The following is a 13,576-nucleotide window of genomic DNA, read 5'->3' as shown; positions in this document are numbered from 1 at the left end:
CCCCGTCGTCTGTGGCGGGCAGTAGGGTCACTCGGGTGGCCGACACCATCTCCCCCGCCGCCGCCCGCCGCATCGCGCTCGCGGCACAGGGCTTCGGGCGACCGCGGCCGGATGCGGTGGGAACCCGGCAGCTAAACCTGCTGCTCGAGCGCCTGGGGCTGCTGCAGCTCGACTCGGTCAATGTGCTCGAGCGCAGCCACTACCTGCCGGTGTTCGCGCGGCTCGGCTCCTACGACAAGGCGCTCCTCGACAGGCTCACCTTCGCCCGCCGCGGCCCCTACCGGGAGTACTGGGCGCACGAGGCGGCGCTCATCCCCACGAGCGATTGGCCGCTGTTCCGGTGGCGGATGGACGACTACCGGGCGTACTTCGCCGGCGACGGCGACCCGTGGCTGGCCGCCCACGCCGACACCCTCGCCTGGCTGCGCGCCGAGCTCGCCGAGAAGGGGCCGCTGCCGGCGTCCGCGATCGAGCGGGATGCGAACGCGCCCCGCCGCGGCAGCTGGTGGGAGTGGGACGAGGTGAAGCGCGGGCTCGAGCGGATGTTCCGGGTCGGCGAGGTGGTGTCGGGCGGCCGCACCCGTTTCGAGCGCATCTACGCGCTGCCCGAGCAGGTGCTCGATCCGGCCGTCCACACCCGCGAGGTGCCGCGCGCGGAGGCTGTGCACGCCCTCATGGAGCGTTCGGCGCGCGCGCACGGCATCGGCACGCTCTCCGATCTCGCCGACTACTACCGCCTCAAGACGGTCGACGCGAAGCCGGCGCTGCAACGGCTCGTCGACGAGGGGGTCGTGCACGAGGTGACGGTGCCGGGCTGGAGGAAGCCGGCCTACCTGCACCGCGACGCGCGCATCCCGCGCCGCATCGAGGCGGCCGCGCTGCTCTCGCCGTTCGACCCCGTGGTGTGGGAGCGCGAGCGGGCGCTGCGGATGTTCGGGTTCCACTACCGCATCGAGATCTACACCCCCGCACCGAAGCGCCGGTACGGCTACTACACGCTGCCCGTGCTCGTCGACGAGGCGCTCGTGGGGCGCATCGACCTCAAGAACGACCGCCAGCGCGGCGTGCTGCGGGTGCAGTCCGCCTGGCGCGAGGACGGGGTGCCGGATGCGGTGGCCGAGCGCGTCGTGCCCGCGCTGCGGGAGCTCGCCGCGTGGCAGAACCTCGGCGGGCTCGAGGTGGTGGACCGCGGCACCCTCGCCCGCTCCCTCGCCGCCGAGTTCAACACCCCGCCCCTTCCGCTCTGACCATCCCGCGAGATGTCAGAAGTTGCAGGAAATCGGCCCAAAAAGTGCAGCAGCTGACATCTCGCGGGATCAGAAGCGGGTGGCGTTGTTGCGCAGGCGCGCGATGCGGTCGTCGAGCGGCGGGTGCGTCGCGAAGAGGCGCTGCATGAACCCGGGCTTGCTGGGATCCGCGATCCACAGGTGCGACATCGAGGAGTTGTTGCGAGCGACCGGGCGACCGTAGACCTTGAGCTTCTCGAGCGCCCGCGCGAGCGCCTCCGGGTGGCGCGTCGTCATGGCGCCCGTCGCATCCGCGAGGTACTCGCGCTGGCGGGACACGGCCGCCTGCACGACGGCGGCGATGATCGGCGCGAGGATCGCCGCCGCGAGCCCGATCACGAGCAGCACGAGCGCGGCGGGGCCGCCGTTGTTGCTGTTCGACCGCCCGCGTCCCCCGCCGAAGATCGAGATGCGCAACACGATGTCGGCGATGAGGCCGACCGCGATGACGAGCCCGAACACCACGAGCGAGACCCGGATGTCGTAGTTCTTGACGTGCCCCAGCTCGTGGGCCATGACACCCTCGAGCTCGGCGTCATCCATGATCTCGAGGATGCCGGTCGTCGCCGCGACCACCGCGTGCTGCGGGTCGCGCCCGGTCGCGAAGGCGTTGGGCGCCGGGTCGTTGATGATGTACACCTTCGGCATCGGCAGGCCCTCGGTGATCGCGAGGTTCTCGACGATCCGATACAGCCGCGGGTTGTCGACCTTCCGGATCTCCCGCGCACCCGTGAGCGCGAGGGTCTCGGCGGTCGCCGCGAAGTACTGGATGAGGGCGTACACCGCCGCGATCACGATCGTGACGATGGCGATCGTCCAGTTGTTCGCGATGTACGCGGACAGCGCGCCGAGCGCACCGATGATGATCAGGAACAGCGCGATGATGAAGACGGTGTTGCGCTTGTTCTTGGCGATTGCGGAATACAGAAGGCGTTCCTCAGAACTGGACGCGCGGCGGTTCAGCGATCGCGGCCGGCTCGTCGACCTCGAAGAACTCGCGCTCGGTGAAGCCGAGGCCGCGCACGAAGAGCGTGTTGGGGAAGATCTTGATCTTGGTGTTCAGCTCGCGGACGCCGCCGTTGTAGAACCGGCGCGAGGCCTGGATCTTGTCCTCGGTGTCGACGAGCTCGGCCTGCAGCTGCAGGAAGTTCTGGCTGGCCTGCAGCTGGGGATAGGCCTCGGCGACCGCGAAGATCGACTTGAGGGCCGACTGCAGGTGGTTCTCGGCGACCGACGCCTCGCCGGGGGTCTGCGCGCTGAGGGTCTCGGCGCGTGCCTTCGTGACGGCCTCGAAGACGCCCTTCTCGTGCGCCGCGTAGCCCTTGACGGTCTCGATGAGGTTGGGGATCAGGTCGGCGCGGCGCTTCAGCTGCACCGTGATGTCGCTCCAGGCCTCGTCGACGCGCACGTTGAGCCTGACGAGTCCGTTGTACGTCGACCACAGGTAGATGCCGATGATGACGACGAGCAGGACGATGATTCCGAGGATGATCCACAACTCCATACCCCGCATCATAGGGTGAGCGCACATCCGTGAAGCCGTGAGTTCGCTCTAGGCTGCGAGCCATGACGTCTCGTGCGGATGCGATCGTCGCCGACGGACTCACGGTGCGCCGCGGGCGAACGCAGATCCTGCACGGGATCGAGCTGCGCATCCCCGCCGGCCAGGTGGTGGGCCTGCTCGGCCCGAGCGGCTCGGGCAAGACGACGCTCATGCGGGCCGTCATCGGCGCCCAGCGCACCGCCGCCGGAACCGTGCAGGTGCTCGGGCGGCCCGCCGGTCATCGCGCCCTCCGCCGCGAGATCGGCTACATGGCGCAGTCGGCCGCCATCTACGACGACCTCACCGTCGAGCAGAACCTCGACTACTTCCGTCGGGTGCTCGGCGCGCCGGCATCCGATCTCGACCGCGTCGCCGCGGAGCTCGGGCTCGACTCGGTGCGCCGAACGCTCGCGTCGCGGCTCTCCGGCGGGCAGCGCAGCCGGGTCTCGCTCGGGATCGCGCTGCTCGGCACCCCGAAGCTGCTCGTGCTCGACGAACCCACCGTGGGCCTCGACCCGCTGCTGCGCAAGGAACTGTGGGCGCTGTTCGGGCGACTCGCGGCATCCGGGACGACCCTGCTCGTCTCGAGTCACGTCATGGACGAGGCCCGCCGCTGCGACCGTCTCGTGCTCGTGCGGGAGGGTCGGGTGATCGCCGACGACACCCCCGACGGGCTGCTCGCGGCCACCGGGACCCTCGACCACGACGAGGCCTTCCTCGTGCTGCTCGAGCGCGCCGCCGCCCAGGAGCGCGCGGCGTGACCCCGCGGCTCACCCTCGCGACCGCCGGCCGTGTGCTCACCCAGATCCGGCACGACCCCCGCACCATCGGGATGCTGCTCGTCGTGCCCGCCCTGCTCATCGGCCTGCTCGCCTGGATCTTCGACGACACCCCCGTGTTCGGCCAGGTGGGGCCGGCGATGCTGGGGCTGTTCCCGTTCATCGTGATGTTCCTCGTGACGAGCATCACCACCCTCCGCGAGCGCCGCTCCGGCACCCTCGAGCGGCTGCTCGTGATGCCGCTCGGCAAAGGCGACCTGATCGGCGGCTACGCGATCGCCTTCGGGGCGATCGCCATCCTGCAGGCGCTCGTCGCGGTCGCCTGGGCGGTGTGGGTGTGCGGGCTCGACGTGGCGGGCGGCGTGTGGCTGCTCGTGCTCGTGGCCGCCGTCAACGGGCTGCTCGGCACGATGCTCGGGCTGCTCGCGAGCGCCTTCGCCGCCACGGAGTTCCAGGTGGTGCAGTTCATGCCCGTCATCGTGGCGCCGCAGGTGCTGCTCGGCGGCATCTTCCTGCCGCGCGAGGCGATGCCGGATGCGCTGCAGGCGATCTCCGACTGGCTGCCGCTGTCGTACTCCATCGACGCGCTCACCCGGGTGAGCGCGGAGGCGGATGCCACGGGAGACGTGCTCGGCGACGTGCTCGTGGTGGCGGCCTTCGCCCTCGGCGCGCTCGTGCTGGCGGCCCTCACCCTCCGCCGCCGCACGCGGTAGTCACCGCCCGCGTCCACCCGCCCGCATACTCATCCGCACCCGCACGCCCGCACCGGCATCCGCCCTCACCCCCATCCGCGCGCCCGTCTCCGCCCCAGAAATGCAGGAGCGGCACCCCAGAAATGCAGGAGAATCTGGCGAGAGCCCCCGGACCTTCGGCGTTCCGTGCACCCGTGTGCGGTTTTCTCCTGCATTTCTGAGGCACCTCTGCGCGAGACTCCTGCATTTCTGGGGCGGAGACGGGCGCTTGGATGCGGAGAAGGGGATGCGGAGACGGGGATGCGGAGACGGGGATGCGGAGACGGGGATGCGGAGACGGGGATGGGGAGCCGGGGTGGGCCGCAGGGGGCCTCGGCGAGGGCTATCGCCCGAGGACGCGCTCCAGGTACGGATTCTGGAAGACCCGGTCGGGATCCAGCCGGTTGCGCACGCCGAGGAAGTCGCCGAAGCGCGGGTAGCGCGCCGCGAACTCCTCGTGGTCGAGGTAGTGCATCTTGCCCCAGTGCGGTCGACCGCCGTGGGCCAGGAAGATCTGCTCGGCCGCGCGGAAGTAGCGCTCCGGGTCGTCCCGCACGTAGCGGTGCACCGCGATGTAGCCGGTCTCGCGGCCGTAGGCGGTCGACATCCAGTTGTCGTCCGCGGCGGCGGCCCGCACCTCGACGGGGAACGAGATGCGCCACCCGGAGTCCTCGATCATGGCCCGCAGTTCGCGCAGCGCCGCCGGCACCGCCTCGAGCGGCAGCGCGTACTCCATCTCGCGGAACCGCGTGTTGCGGGGCGCCGTGAACACCTCGTAGGAGTGGTCGACGTATTCGCGGTCGCCGTAGACGCGGGTCGCGAAGCGGTTGATGGCGGGGGTCGCCGCCGGCAGCACATGCCCGATGTTGCACATGAGCGAGAGCGCGCCGTTCGACATGAGGCGCTCCTCCACCCAGTTCGCGACCGGACCGACCGGGGCGCGCCCCGCCTCGAGCGGCAGCCGGGTGTTGGTCTTCGTCATCACGCGGTCGGTGTGCGGCCACCAGTACAGCTCGAAGTGGTCGGCCGTCTCCACGCGGGCCGCGAACTCGTCGATGACCGCGAAGGGCTCGGGATGCTCGACCGCGCGCAGCAGGTACGCGGGCACGCACTGGATGGTGAGCTCGACGAGCACCCCGAGCGCGCCGAGACCGAGCCGCACGGCGGGCAGCAGGGAGGCGTTGGTGGCGGCGTCGAGCTCGAGGATCGAGCCGTCGCCGGTGACGATGACGGCCCCCGTGATCGTCGTCGCGAGTCCGCCGAATCGGCCGCCCGTGCCGTGGGTCCCGGTGGAGGTGGCGCCGGCGATCGACTGCCGGTCGATGTCGCCCATGTTCTGCAGGGCGAGGCCGTACGGCGCGAGCAGCTCGGGCAGCTGGTGCAGCCGCGTGCCCGCGGCGAGGGTCACCCGCCCGGTCGCGGCATCGACGGCGCGCACCCCCTGCATCCGGTCGAGGTCCACGAGGATGCCGTCGGTCGCGGCGATCGAGGTGAAGCTGTGGCCGGCGCCCACCACCTTGAGCGGCAGACCCCGCTCCCGCGCGAGGCGCACGAGCGCCTGGACCTCGGCCGTGCTCGTGGGGGATGCGCGGAACGTGGGGCGGGACGACTCGGTGCGGCCCCAGTTGCGCCAGGGGCCGGAGGCGCGCAGACGCGCCTCGGTGGTCCGATCGGATGCCGTCGCGGTCACAGGAACGCCTTGCCCTCTCCCCGGTAGGTGGGCACGCGGTCGATGATGCGGTCGCCCTCGACGAGCAGGAACTCGTTGAGATGCTCGGAGAGCTCCCCCGCCTTCACGTGGCGGAACCACACCCGGTCGCCGATGCGCAGCTCGCGTGCGGCGTCGCCCTGTACGGGCGTCTGCACCTCGCCCGCGGCCTCGCGAGCCACGTATTTGAGGCCTTCGGGCCAGACGGGGCGCGGCAGGCGATCCTCGCCCGGGGGGCCCGACGCGATCCATCCGCCGCCAAGCACGGTGGCGATGTCGGCGGTGGGGCGGCGCACGACGCTCATCGCGAAGGAGGCGGCGGGCGCGGGCTGGAAGTGCTCGTAGCCGTCGAACAGCAGGGGGCCGAAGAGCCCCGAGCCTGCCGCGATCTCGGTGACGGCGGGATCGTCGTGGGTCGACTCGAGCGAGCCCGTGCCTCCCCCGTTCACGAACTCGAGCTCGGCCACCTTGCGCACCGCCTCGACGGCGGCACCGCGGCGCTCGCGCAGCTCGCTCGCGGAGGCCTTCTGCATCGCACGGATGGCGACGTTGCCGAGCCCCGCATTGCCGACGCCCGCGATCTGCGCCTCGTAGGCCATCATCCCGACGAGGCGGAAGCCGGGCCGCTGGGCGATCGCGGCGGCGAGCGACCCGGCCTCGACGGGCTCGTGCACGGGCGAGCGGCGCACCCCGACGTGCCCGAGGACGGGGTTGCGGTAGGAGGCATCGAGTTCGAGGCACAGCCGGATGGTGGCGCGCTGCGACGGCGGCGCGATGCTGTCGACGAGGTCGAGATGCTTGAGCGAGTCGACCATGAGGGTGACGCGGGAGGCGAGCTTCTCGTCGGAGGCGAGCTTGGCGATCGAGAGGTGGTCGGCGGTCGGGTAGCCGACCACGACGTCCTCGTGCGTCTCCGCGAGCCACAGCGCCTCCGAGAGCGTGTAGGCGAGGATGCCGCGGTAGCCGGGCAGGGCGAGCACGGCATCCAGCACCGACCGCACGCGCACCGACTTGCTCGCGACGCGGATCGTGGTGCCTTGGGCGCGCTCGAGCATGGCATGCGCGTTGGCGGCGAGCGCCTCGACGGCGATGACGCCGTAGGGCGGTTCGACACCGGCCGTGGCCGACGCCAGGCGCGGCCACCACTCCGCGGGCGTCTGCCACGGCCGGTTGCTCTGGGGTGCGAGGGTGAAGCTCATGCGGGGTTCCTGATCACTGCGGGCCGGTCACTTGACGTCGCGCACGAGGCCCACGACGGCTGCGCCGATCGCGGCGGCCAGGGCGGCGAGCATGAAGAGCCCGCGGAAGCCCTCGAGCGACACCACCACGAGGGCGCCGAGCAGCGGCGCAAGGGCCTGCGGCACCTGGAAGGCGATGTTCATGATGCCGAGGTCCTTGCCGCGGTCGTGCGGGTCGGGCAGCACCTGGGTGGCGAGCGCCTGGTCGACGGCGAGGAAGGCGCCGTAGCCGAGGCCGAGCAGCGCGCCGGCCACGAAGGTGGCCTCGTAGCTCGTCACGAAGACGAGCACGAAGGCGGCGACGGCCTGCGAGAGGGCGCCCCAGATGACGAAGATCTTGCGGCGGGCGAGACGGTCGGAGAGGTAGCCCACGATGAGCGCGGAGATGACGACGCCGATCAGGTACACGACGATGAGCGGCAGCAGCGCCTCCTCGGCGTCGTCGATGCCGATCTCGAGGCCGTAGGCCAGGTAGTACAGCAGCAGGCCGGTGCCGAGCGCGTTGCCGGTGTTGACGAGCACGCGGCTGGTCAGGGTCCAGGCGAAGTCGGGGTGCTTCCGCGGCGAGATCCACATGCCGCGCAGCATCCCGAGGAAGGAGAAGCGCTGACGGTGCGCCTTCTCGAGCGGGATCTCCTTCGCGACGGCCAGGATCGGCAGCTGCAGCGCGAGCAGCAGCACGGCGAGGGCGGTGTAGCCGTAGAAGCGCTCGGTGAAGATGCCGGTGACGAGCGGGCCGAGCACGCTCACGACGAGCACCTCGGTGACCAGCAGCACGCCGAGGATGATGCCGACCGCCTGCGGCGCCGACATCCAGCCCGACACGAAGCCGCGCTGGCGCACCGGCACCTGGTCGGAGATGAGGGCGGTGAGCGCCGAGGCGAGGATGCAGAAGCCCGTGATCACGAGCGACCAGAAGACGCCGACGCCCACGATCGAGGTCTGGAAGCTCAGCGCCACGAGCGAGACGGCGAACAGCACGGCGCCGCCGATCACCCAGGGGCGGCGACGGCCGAGCCTCGAGGTGGTGCGGTCGGAGAGCGCGCCCGTGACCGGGAAGGCGATGATGGCGCAGATGCCGGCGATGCCGGAGATGATGCCGAAGGCCATGACCGACTCGGTCCAGTGCTCGCTCGCGGTCGGCAGCACCTCCTCCACCTGCACGGGAAGCAGCACCTGGAAGGGGCCGAGCTGCGCCATCCAGACCCCGAGCCAGGCGGCGGCGAAGGCGGCGATCCAGGCGCCGGTGACGGCGCGCTGCGGCTCGGCGAAGGCGGCGGAGCTCGCCTTCGCGGTGATCTCGGACGTGGTCATCTGGTCTCCTGTGGTGGGGATCGGCGCGATCAGGGGGCGGGCTGGGCGAAGGGCGCGAGGGCGTCGGTCGCGAGGTCGATGGTGTTCTCGGCTGCGGCGTCGTCGCGGTCGGCGAGCCAGGCGAGGGTGATGCCGTCGGTGAGGGTCACGATGAGGCGGGCGAGTGCGGCGACGGGGACGACCCACCGGATGCCGAGGTGGGCCTCGGCGGCGGTGAGCAGGGTCGCGGCGGTCGCGTGGTAGCGGCCGTACTGCTCGGCCGGCAGGTCGGCGAGCTCGGGGGTGCGCAGTGCGTATTGGGTGAGCTCGAACATGGCCTGCTCTCGGCCCGGGGCGAGCCGCACGTGGTCGAGGTAGGCGGTGAGGGTGCGGCGGATGGCGTCGCGCACGTCGACGGCCTCGGCGAGCAGGCCCGCGAGGGCGGCATCCGACTCGTCGTCGACGACGAGCTCGACGACGTCGCGCAGCAGCTCGTCGCGGGAGGGGACGGCGTAGTGGAAGCTCGCGAGGGGCATGGCCGCCTCGGCGACGATCGCGCGGGTCGTGGCGGCGTGTACGCCGTCACGGTCGACGACCACGAGTGCGGCTCGCGCGAGCGCGGCACGTCGTTCGGTCGCGGGCATGCGCGTCATTCCGACCCCCTTCTCGTCGACGAGTCCCCCGGAGTGGGTCAAGTGTCCCAGACGCGCGACTCAGACACCAATCCCCCCGTTGAGGTGGGGCGATCCAGGCAGAATGGGCGCACGCCCTCGTAGCCCAATCGGCAGAGGCAGGCGACTTAAAATCGCCTCAGTCTGGGTTCGAGTCCCAGCGAGGGCACGAGCAACTTAAGTTGCGTAATCGCGAATTAGCAACTAATGTTGCGTGCATGAACCCGCGCGCCATCGATCCCGATGACCCGATCGCCGACGACCTCGCCGCCGTCGTGGCCCTCCGCGCCCTCGCCGACCAGCTCGAAGACTCCGCCGTCGAACGCGCCCTGCGCGCCGGCTGGGGCTGGGGCCAGATCGCCGAAGGCCTGGGCGTCACCCGCCAGGCGGTGCACAAGAAGCACCTGCAGCGCGTCGCATCGATCGACCTCGAACTCCGGAGGAGAAGGAATGTCTGACGCCACCCGCAGCGCCCACCACGGCGACCCGCGTCACGAACTCGGCGGCGATCCGATCGTCCGTGCCGACTTCGGCGCGCTCTTCGGGGTCGCCTCCCTCGAAGCCACCAACCGCGGCGCCCCCAACGTCGAGGCCGAGCACCTGCTGCTCGCCTTCCTCTTCGACCGGCGCGGCAAGGCCACCACCCTGCTCGGACCACTCGGGCTCAACTACGAGGCCTTCACGGATGCGCTCGCCAAGGAACGCGAGCACACCCTCGCCGCCGTCGGCGTCCGACTGCCCGAACCGGCCCGGCTGACCGCCGCCCCCCGGGTGCGCGGCGGACGCCCGCGCTTCGGATCCTCCGCGAAGGACGCCTGGGAGCGCGCCTCCCGCAACGCGCGCGCCTCCCGCGGCGGACGCCCGCGCACCATGGACCTCGAACTCGTGCGCGGCATCCTCTCCGCCGAGCTCGGCACCGTGCCGCGCGCCCTCGTCCGCGGCGGATTCGACCGTCACGAACTTCTTGCCGCGCTCGACGCGGCGCTCACCTCCCCACGAAAGGACAACACCCAGTGACCACCCTCGCATCGCGTGAGTACGCGATCGACGCCGAAGGACTCGTCAAGGTCTTCGGCAGCAACCGCGCCGTCGACGGCGTCGACCTGCGCGTCGAGCCCGGCATCGTGTACGGCGTGCTCGGCCCCAACGGCGCCGGCAAGACGACCACGATCTCCATGCTCGCCACCCTGCTCACCCCCGACGCCGGCACCGCCCGCATCTTCGGGCACGACGTCGTGGCGGAACCCAACGTCGTGCGCCAGCTCATCGGCGTCACCGGCCAGTACGCCTCCGTCGACGAGAAGGTCTCGGGACTCGAGAACATGATCGTCTTCGGCCGCCTGCTCGGCCTCGGACACCGCGAAGCCAAGCGCAAGGGCCTCGAACTGCTCGAATCGTTCGGCCTCGCCGAAGCCGCCAGACGCCCCGTCGGCAAGTACTCCGGCGGCATGCGCCGGCGCCTCGACCTCGCCTCGAGCCTCATCTCGCAGCCGCCGCTCATCTTCCTCGACGAGCCCACCACGGGCCTCGACCCGCGCACCCGCGGGCAGATGTGGGATGTCATCCGCGACCTCGTTGCGAACGGCTCCACCGTGCTGCTCACCACCCAGTACCTCGACGAGGCCGACCAGCTCGCCAACCGGATCGCCGTCATCGACAGCGGCAAGGTGGTCGCCGAAGGCACCGCCGACCACCTCAAGGGCCTCGTCGGCACCGCCTCCCTGCAGTTGCGCCTCGACGAAGGCTCGCAGCCCGAGGCCGCCCTCGCCACGATCGAGCGCGTGCTCGGCGTGCATGGCACCCTCACCCCCGAGCAGGCGCGCATCACGGCCCCCATGGCCGACCCCGAACGGGTCACCGACCTGCTCATCGCCTTCCGCGAGCAGGGCATCCGCCTCACCGAGGTGAGCGTCGAGAAGCCCACGCTCGACGAGGTGTTCCTCACCATCACCGGCCACGACGCGTCCGAACGCGACGAGACCCCCATCCCCGAGGAGGTGGCGGCGTGACCGCCCTCATCCAGACCAAGCCCGCCGTCTTCCCGACGACCCTCACCAAGCACGTCGGCGTCCGCGAGACCATCTCGCAGACCTTCACGATGGCCTACCGCGCGCTCATCCGGCTGCGCCGCACGCCCGAGCAGTGGGCGGATGTGCTGCTCGTGCCGTTCATCTTCACCTTCATGTTCGCGTTCCTGTTCGGCGGTGCGATCGCCGGCGGTGTCACGGCCTACCTGCCCATGCTGATCCCCGCGATCGTCGTGCAGGGCGTCGTGCAGGCCTCCGTCGTGACGGGCACGCAGCTGCGGGAGGACATGGACACGGGCGTCTTCGACCGCTTCCGCTCACTGCCGATGGCGCGCATCGCCCCGCTCGCGGGCGCGCTGCTCACCGACACCATCCGCTACGCGGTGATCACCGGGCTCACGATGTTCGTCGGCTTCCTCATCGGCTGGCGTCCCGGCGGCGGATGGGGCCTGCTCGTGGCCGCAGTGCTCGTGATCGTCACCGCATGGGCGGTCAGCTGGATCTGGGCGCTGCTCGGCGTGAAGGCCCGCACCGCGGGCACCGTGCAGGGCATCGCGATGCTCATCATGATGCCGCTGACGTTCTTCTCGAACGCCTTCGTGCCCACCAGCACCCTGCCCGACTGGCTGCGGCCGGTGGCCGAGATGAACCCCGTCTCCCACCTCATCACGGCGTTCCGCGGGCTCGCGAACGACGGCACCTGGACGGTCGACGTCTGGTGGACGCTGCTCGGCGCCGCCGTCATCGTCGCGGTGTTCGCGCCGCTCGCCGTGCGCGCCTACATGCGCAAGGCGTAGCGGACCCCGCCGATCGAGTAGCCGCGCAGCGGCACACCCCGCTGATCGAGTAGCCGCGCAGCGGCACACCCCGCTGATCGAGTAGCCGCGCAGCAGCACACCCGATCAGCGGGGTTTGCCGCGGCACTCGATCAGCGGGGGTGCGCGGTGCGGGTCGACTACGCCTTGGGGCGCGAGGCGAAGGTCTCGAAGGCCTCGCGCGGCACATCGCGCGCCGGGATGCCGACGAGGTCGCGACGGAACAGGAAGTTGATGATCCAGTTGCTGAACACGCGCGCCTTGCGCTCCCACATGGGGATCGCGAGGCCGTGGTAGCCACGGTGCATGAGCCACGCGATGAAGCCCTTGATCGAGATCTTCCCGCTCTGGAACACGCCGTGGTACAGGCCGATGCCGGCCACCGCGCCCGCGTTCTTGTGGATGTACTCGCGCGGGCTCTCGCCGCGCAGCTCCGCCACCAGGTTCTTCGCGAGGAGCTTGCCCTGGCGCACCGCGTGCTGGGCGTTGGGCACGCAGAAGCCGCCCACGCCGCCACCCGTGAGGTCGGGGACCGCGGCGACGTCGCCCGCGGTCCAGGCCTCGGGCACGAACTCGCCGTTCTCGTCCACGATGCGCAGGTCGGCGCGCGCCCGGATGCGGCCGCGCTCCTCGATCGGCAGGTCGGTCGTGCGCACCACCGGGTTCGCCATGACGCCGGCGGTCCAGATGATGAGATCCGACTCGAAGCTCTCGCCCGTCGAGAGCTGGATGACACCGCCCGTGGCGCTCGACAGCTGGGTGTCGAGGTGCACGTTGTCACCGCGCTCCGCGAGGTTCTTGAGCACCCAGTGGCTCGTCTTGAGCGACACCTCGGGCATGATGCGCCCCATCGCCTCGATGAGGTGGAAGTGGGTGTCCTCGAACGAGAGGTTCTCGTACTGGCCGACGAGCGAGCTCGCGAAGCTACGCAGCTCGCCGAGCACCTCGATGCCGGCGAAGCCGCCGCCCACGACGACCACCGTCAGCAGCCGATCGCGCTCCGGGCCGGCGGGCAGGTTGGACGCCTTCACGAAGTTCTGGGTGAGACGGTCGCGGATGGCGATCGCCTCCTCGATGTTCTTGAGGCCGATCGCCTCATCCGCGACGCCCGGGATGGGGAAGGTGCGCGAGACGGCACCGGCGGTCAGCACGAGGGTGTCGTACTCGACCGTCCACGGCTCGCCCACCGACGGCGTGATGACGGCCGTCTTGGTGGCGTGGTCCACCCGGGTGACCTTCGCCGTGACGACGTGGGTGCGCTTCAGGTGACGGCGGTGCGGCACGACCGCGTGACGCGGCTCGATGCCGCCGGCGGCGACCTCCGGGAGGAACGGCTGGTAGGTCATGTACGGCAGCGGGTCGACCATGGTGACCTCCGCCTCGCCGCGACGCAGATGCTTCTCGAGCTTCTTGGCGGTGTAGAAGCCGGCGTAGCCGCCGCCGACGATCAGGATCTTGCGCACCGTGGGGGTTCTCCTCGCTGGG

Annotated in this window: 14 protein-coding genes and 1 tRNA gene; 8 read left to right on the top strand and 7 right to left on the bottom strand. The window is 70.9% G+C overall.

All coding sequences use genetic code 11. The features are described from left to right. Nucleotides 1-35 precede the first annotated feature (35 nt). On the top strand, nucleotides 36-1,247 hold the full coding sequence (locus FLP23_RS05810) for a winged helix-turn-helix domain-containing protein (protein WP_149324986.1): 1,212 nt from the start codon (nucleotides 36-38) through the stop codon (nucleotides 1,245-1,247). Nucleotides 1,248-1,316: 69 nt separating this feature from the next. On the opposite strand, the gene FLP23_RS05805 is transcribed toward FLP23_RS05810, so the two are convergent. Both FLP23_RS05805 and FLP23_RS05800 read right to left on the bottom strand, forming a co-directional pair. Continuing rightward, complete coding sequence (locus FLP23_RS05805) at nucleotides 1,317-2,213, bottom strand: M48 family metallopeptidase (protein ID WP_149324985.1); 897 nt, start codon at nucleotides 2,211-2,213, stop codon at nucleotides 1,317-1,319. Between the two features lie 10 nt (nucleotides 2,214-2,223). Beyond that, the gene (locus tag FLP23_RS05800) at nucleotides 2,224-2,790 is read right to left on the bottom strand and encodes a LemA family protein (protein WP_149324984.1); all 567 of its coding nucleotides are present in this window, start codon (nucleotides 2,788-2,790) and stop codon (nucleotides 2,224-2,226) included. A 62-nt stretch (nucleotides 2,791-2,852) separates the two neighbouring features. On the opposite strand from FLP23_RS05800, the gene FLP23_RS05795 reads away from it, so the two are divergent. Both FLP23_RS05795 and FLP23_RS05790 read left to right on the top strand, forming a co-directional pair. Beyond that, complete coding sequence (locus FLP23_RS05795) at nucleotides 2,853-3,590, top strand: ABC transporter ATP-binding protein (RefSeq protein WP_149324983.1); 738 nt, start codon at nucleotides 2,853-2,855, stop codon at nucleotides 3,588-3,590. Further along, nucleotides 3,587-4,321, top strand: coding sequence for an ABC transporter permease (locus FLP23_RS05790; protein WP_149324982.1), 735 nt, complete (start codon nucleotides 3,587-3,589; stop codon nucleotides 4,319-4,321). Before FLP23_RS05795 ends, FLP23_RS05790 begins: the two co-directional genes overlap by 4 nt. 361 nt (nucleotides 4,322-4,682) lie before the next feature. Here FLP23_RS05790 and FLP23_RS05785 read toward each other — a convergent pair whose 3' ends face one another. The 4 genes from FLP23_RS05785 to FLP23_RS05770 are packed head-to-tail and all read right to left on the bottom strand — an operon-like array spanning nucleotide 4,683 to nucleotide 9,231. Then, entirely contained in the window at nucleotides 4,683-6,029 is a 1,347-nt protein-coding gene (locus FLP23_RS05785; RefSeq protein ID WP_246140077.1) for a D-arabinono-1,4-lactone oxidase, read from the bottom strand. Continuing rightward, a complete protein-coding gene (locus FLP23_RS12360) occupies nucleotides 6,026-7,246 on the bottom strand; it encodes an amino acid deaminase/aldolase (protein ID WP_149324980.1) in 1,221 nt (406 codons plus the stop codon). The genes FLP23_RS05785 and FLP23_RS12360 overlap by 4 nt, the downstream gene beginning before the upstream one ends. A 27-nt stretch (nucleotides 7,247-7,273) precedes the next feature. Then, nucleotides 7,274-8,620 carry an MFS transporter gene (locus FLP23_RS05775; protein WP_342780022.1) on the bottom strand — a complete coding sequence of 449 codons (1,347 nt, stop codon included), beginning with the start codon at nucleotides 8,618-8,620 and terminating at the stop codon, nucleotides 7,274-7,276. An 8-nt stretch (nucleotides 8,621-8,628) separates the two neighbouring features. Next, on the bottom strand, nucleotides 8,629-9,231 hold the full coding sequence (locus FLP23_RS05770) for a TetR/AcrR family transcriptional regulator (protein WP_149324979.1): 603 nt from the start codon (nucleotides 9,229-9,231) through the stop codon (nucleotides 8,629-8,631). 113 nt (nucleotides 9,232-9,344) lie between these two features. On the opposite strand from FLP23_RS05770, the gene FLP23_RS05765 reads away from it, so the two are divergent. The 5 genes from FLP23_RS05765 to FLP23_RS05745 all read left to right on the top strand — a co-directional run bounded on the left by FLP23_RS05765 (nucleotide 9,345) and on the right by FLP23_RS05745 (nucleotide 12,073). Continuing rightward, nucleotides 9,345-9,418, top strand: a tRNA-Leu gene (locus FLP23_RS05765). Nucleotides 9,419-9,467: 49 nt separating this feature from the next. Further along, nucleotides 9,468-9,707 (top strand): hypothetical protein, encoded by a 240-nt coding sequence (locus FLP23_RS05760; RefSeq protein WP_149324978.1) that lies wholly within the window; start codon nucleotides 9,468-9,470, stop codon nucleotides 9,705-9,707. Next, nucleotides 9,700-10,266 (top strand): Clp protease N-terminal domain-containing protein, encoded by a 567-nt coding sequence (locus tag FLP23_RS05755; protein WP_149324977.1) that lies wholly within the window; start codon nucleotides 9,700-9,702, stop codon nucleotides 10,264-10,266. Before FLP23_RS05760 ends, FLP23_RS05755 begins: the two co-directional genes overlap by 8 nt. Next, entirely contained in the window at nucleotides 10,263-11,258 is a 996-nt protein-coding gene (locus tag FLP23_RS05750) for an ATP-binding cassette domain-containing protein (RefSeq protein WP_149324976.1), read from the top strand. Before FLP23_RS05755 ends, FLP23_RS05750 begins: the two co-directional genes overlap by 4 nt. Next, nucleotides 11,255-12,073, top strand: a complete 819-nt coding sequence (locus FLP23_RS05745; RefSeq protein ID WP_246140075.1) for an ABC transporter permease — start codon at nucleotides 11,255-11,257, stop codon at nucleotides 12,071-12,073. The genes FLP23_RS05750 and FLP23_RS05745 overlap by 4 nt, the downstream gene beginning before the upstream one ends. 158 nt (nucleotides 12,074-12,231) lie before the next feature. Here FLP23_RS05745 and FLP23_RS05740 read toward each other — a convergent pair whose 3' ends face one another. Then, nucleotides 12,232-13,554 carry an NAD(P)/FAD-dependent oxidoreductase gene (locus FLP23_RS05740; RefSeq protein WP_149324975.1) on the bottom strand — a complete coding sequence of 441 codons (1,323 nt, stop codon included), beginning with the start codon at nucleotides 13,552-13,554 and terminating at the stop codon, nucleotides 12,232-12,234. Nucleotides 13,555-13,576 lie beyond the last annotated feature (22 nt).

Origin of the sequence: Protaetiibacter larvae, from assembly GCF_008365275.1 — a bacterium.
Taxonomy (GTDB): Bacteria; Actinomycetota; Actinomycetes; order Actinomycetales; family Microbacteriaceae; genus Homoserinibacter; species Homoserinibacter larvae.
The sequence above is the reverse complement of the archived record's forward strand: the minus strand, read 5'-3'. Positions and strand labels throughout refer to the sequence as shown.

Bases quoted from the DNA above. Each gene is read 5' to 3' on its own strand.
- FLP23_RS05800 (WP_149324984.1), bottom strand. From the start codon at position 2,790: ATGGAGTTGTGGATCATCCTCGGAATCATCGTCCTGCTCGTCGTCATC.
- FLP23_RS05795 (WP_149324983.1), top strand. From the start codon at position 2,853: ATGACGTCTCGTGCGGATGCGATCGTCGCCGACGGACTCACGGTGCGC.
- FLP23_RS12360 (WP_149324980.1), bottom strand. From the start codon at position 7,246: ATGAGCTTCACCCTCGCACCCCAGAGCAACCGGCCGTGGCAGACGCCC.
- FLP23_RS05770 (WP_149324979.1), bottom strand. From the start codon at position 9,231: ATGACGCGCATGCCCGCGACCGAACGACGTGCCGCGCTCGCGCGAGCC.
- FLP23_RS05760 (WP_149324978.1), top strand. From the start codon at position 9,468: ATGAACCCGCGCGCCATCGATCCCGATGACCCGATCGCCGACGACCTC.
- FLP23_RS05755 (WP_149324977.1), top strand. From the start codon at position 9,700: ATGTCTGACGCCACCCGCAGCGCCCACCACGGCGACCCGCGTCACGAA.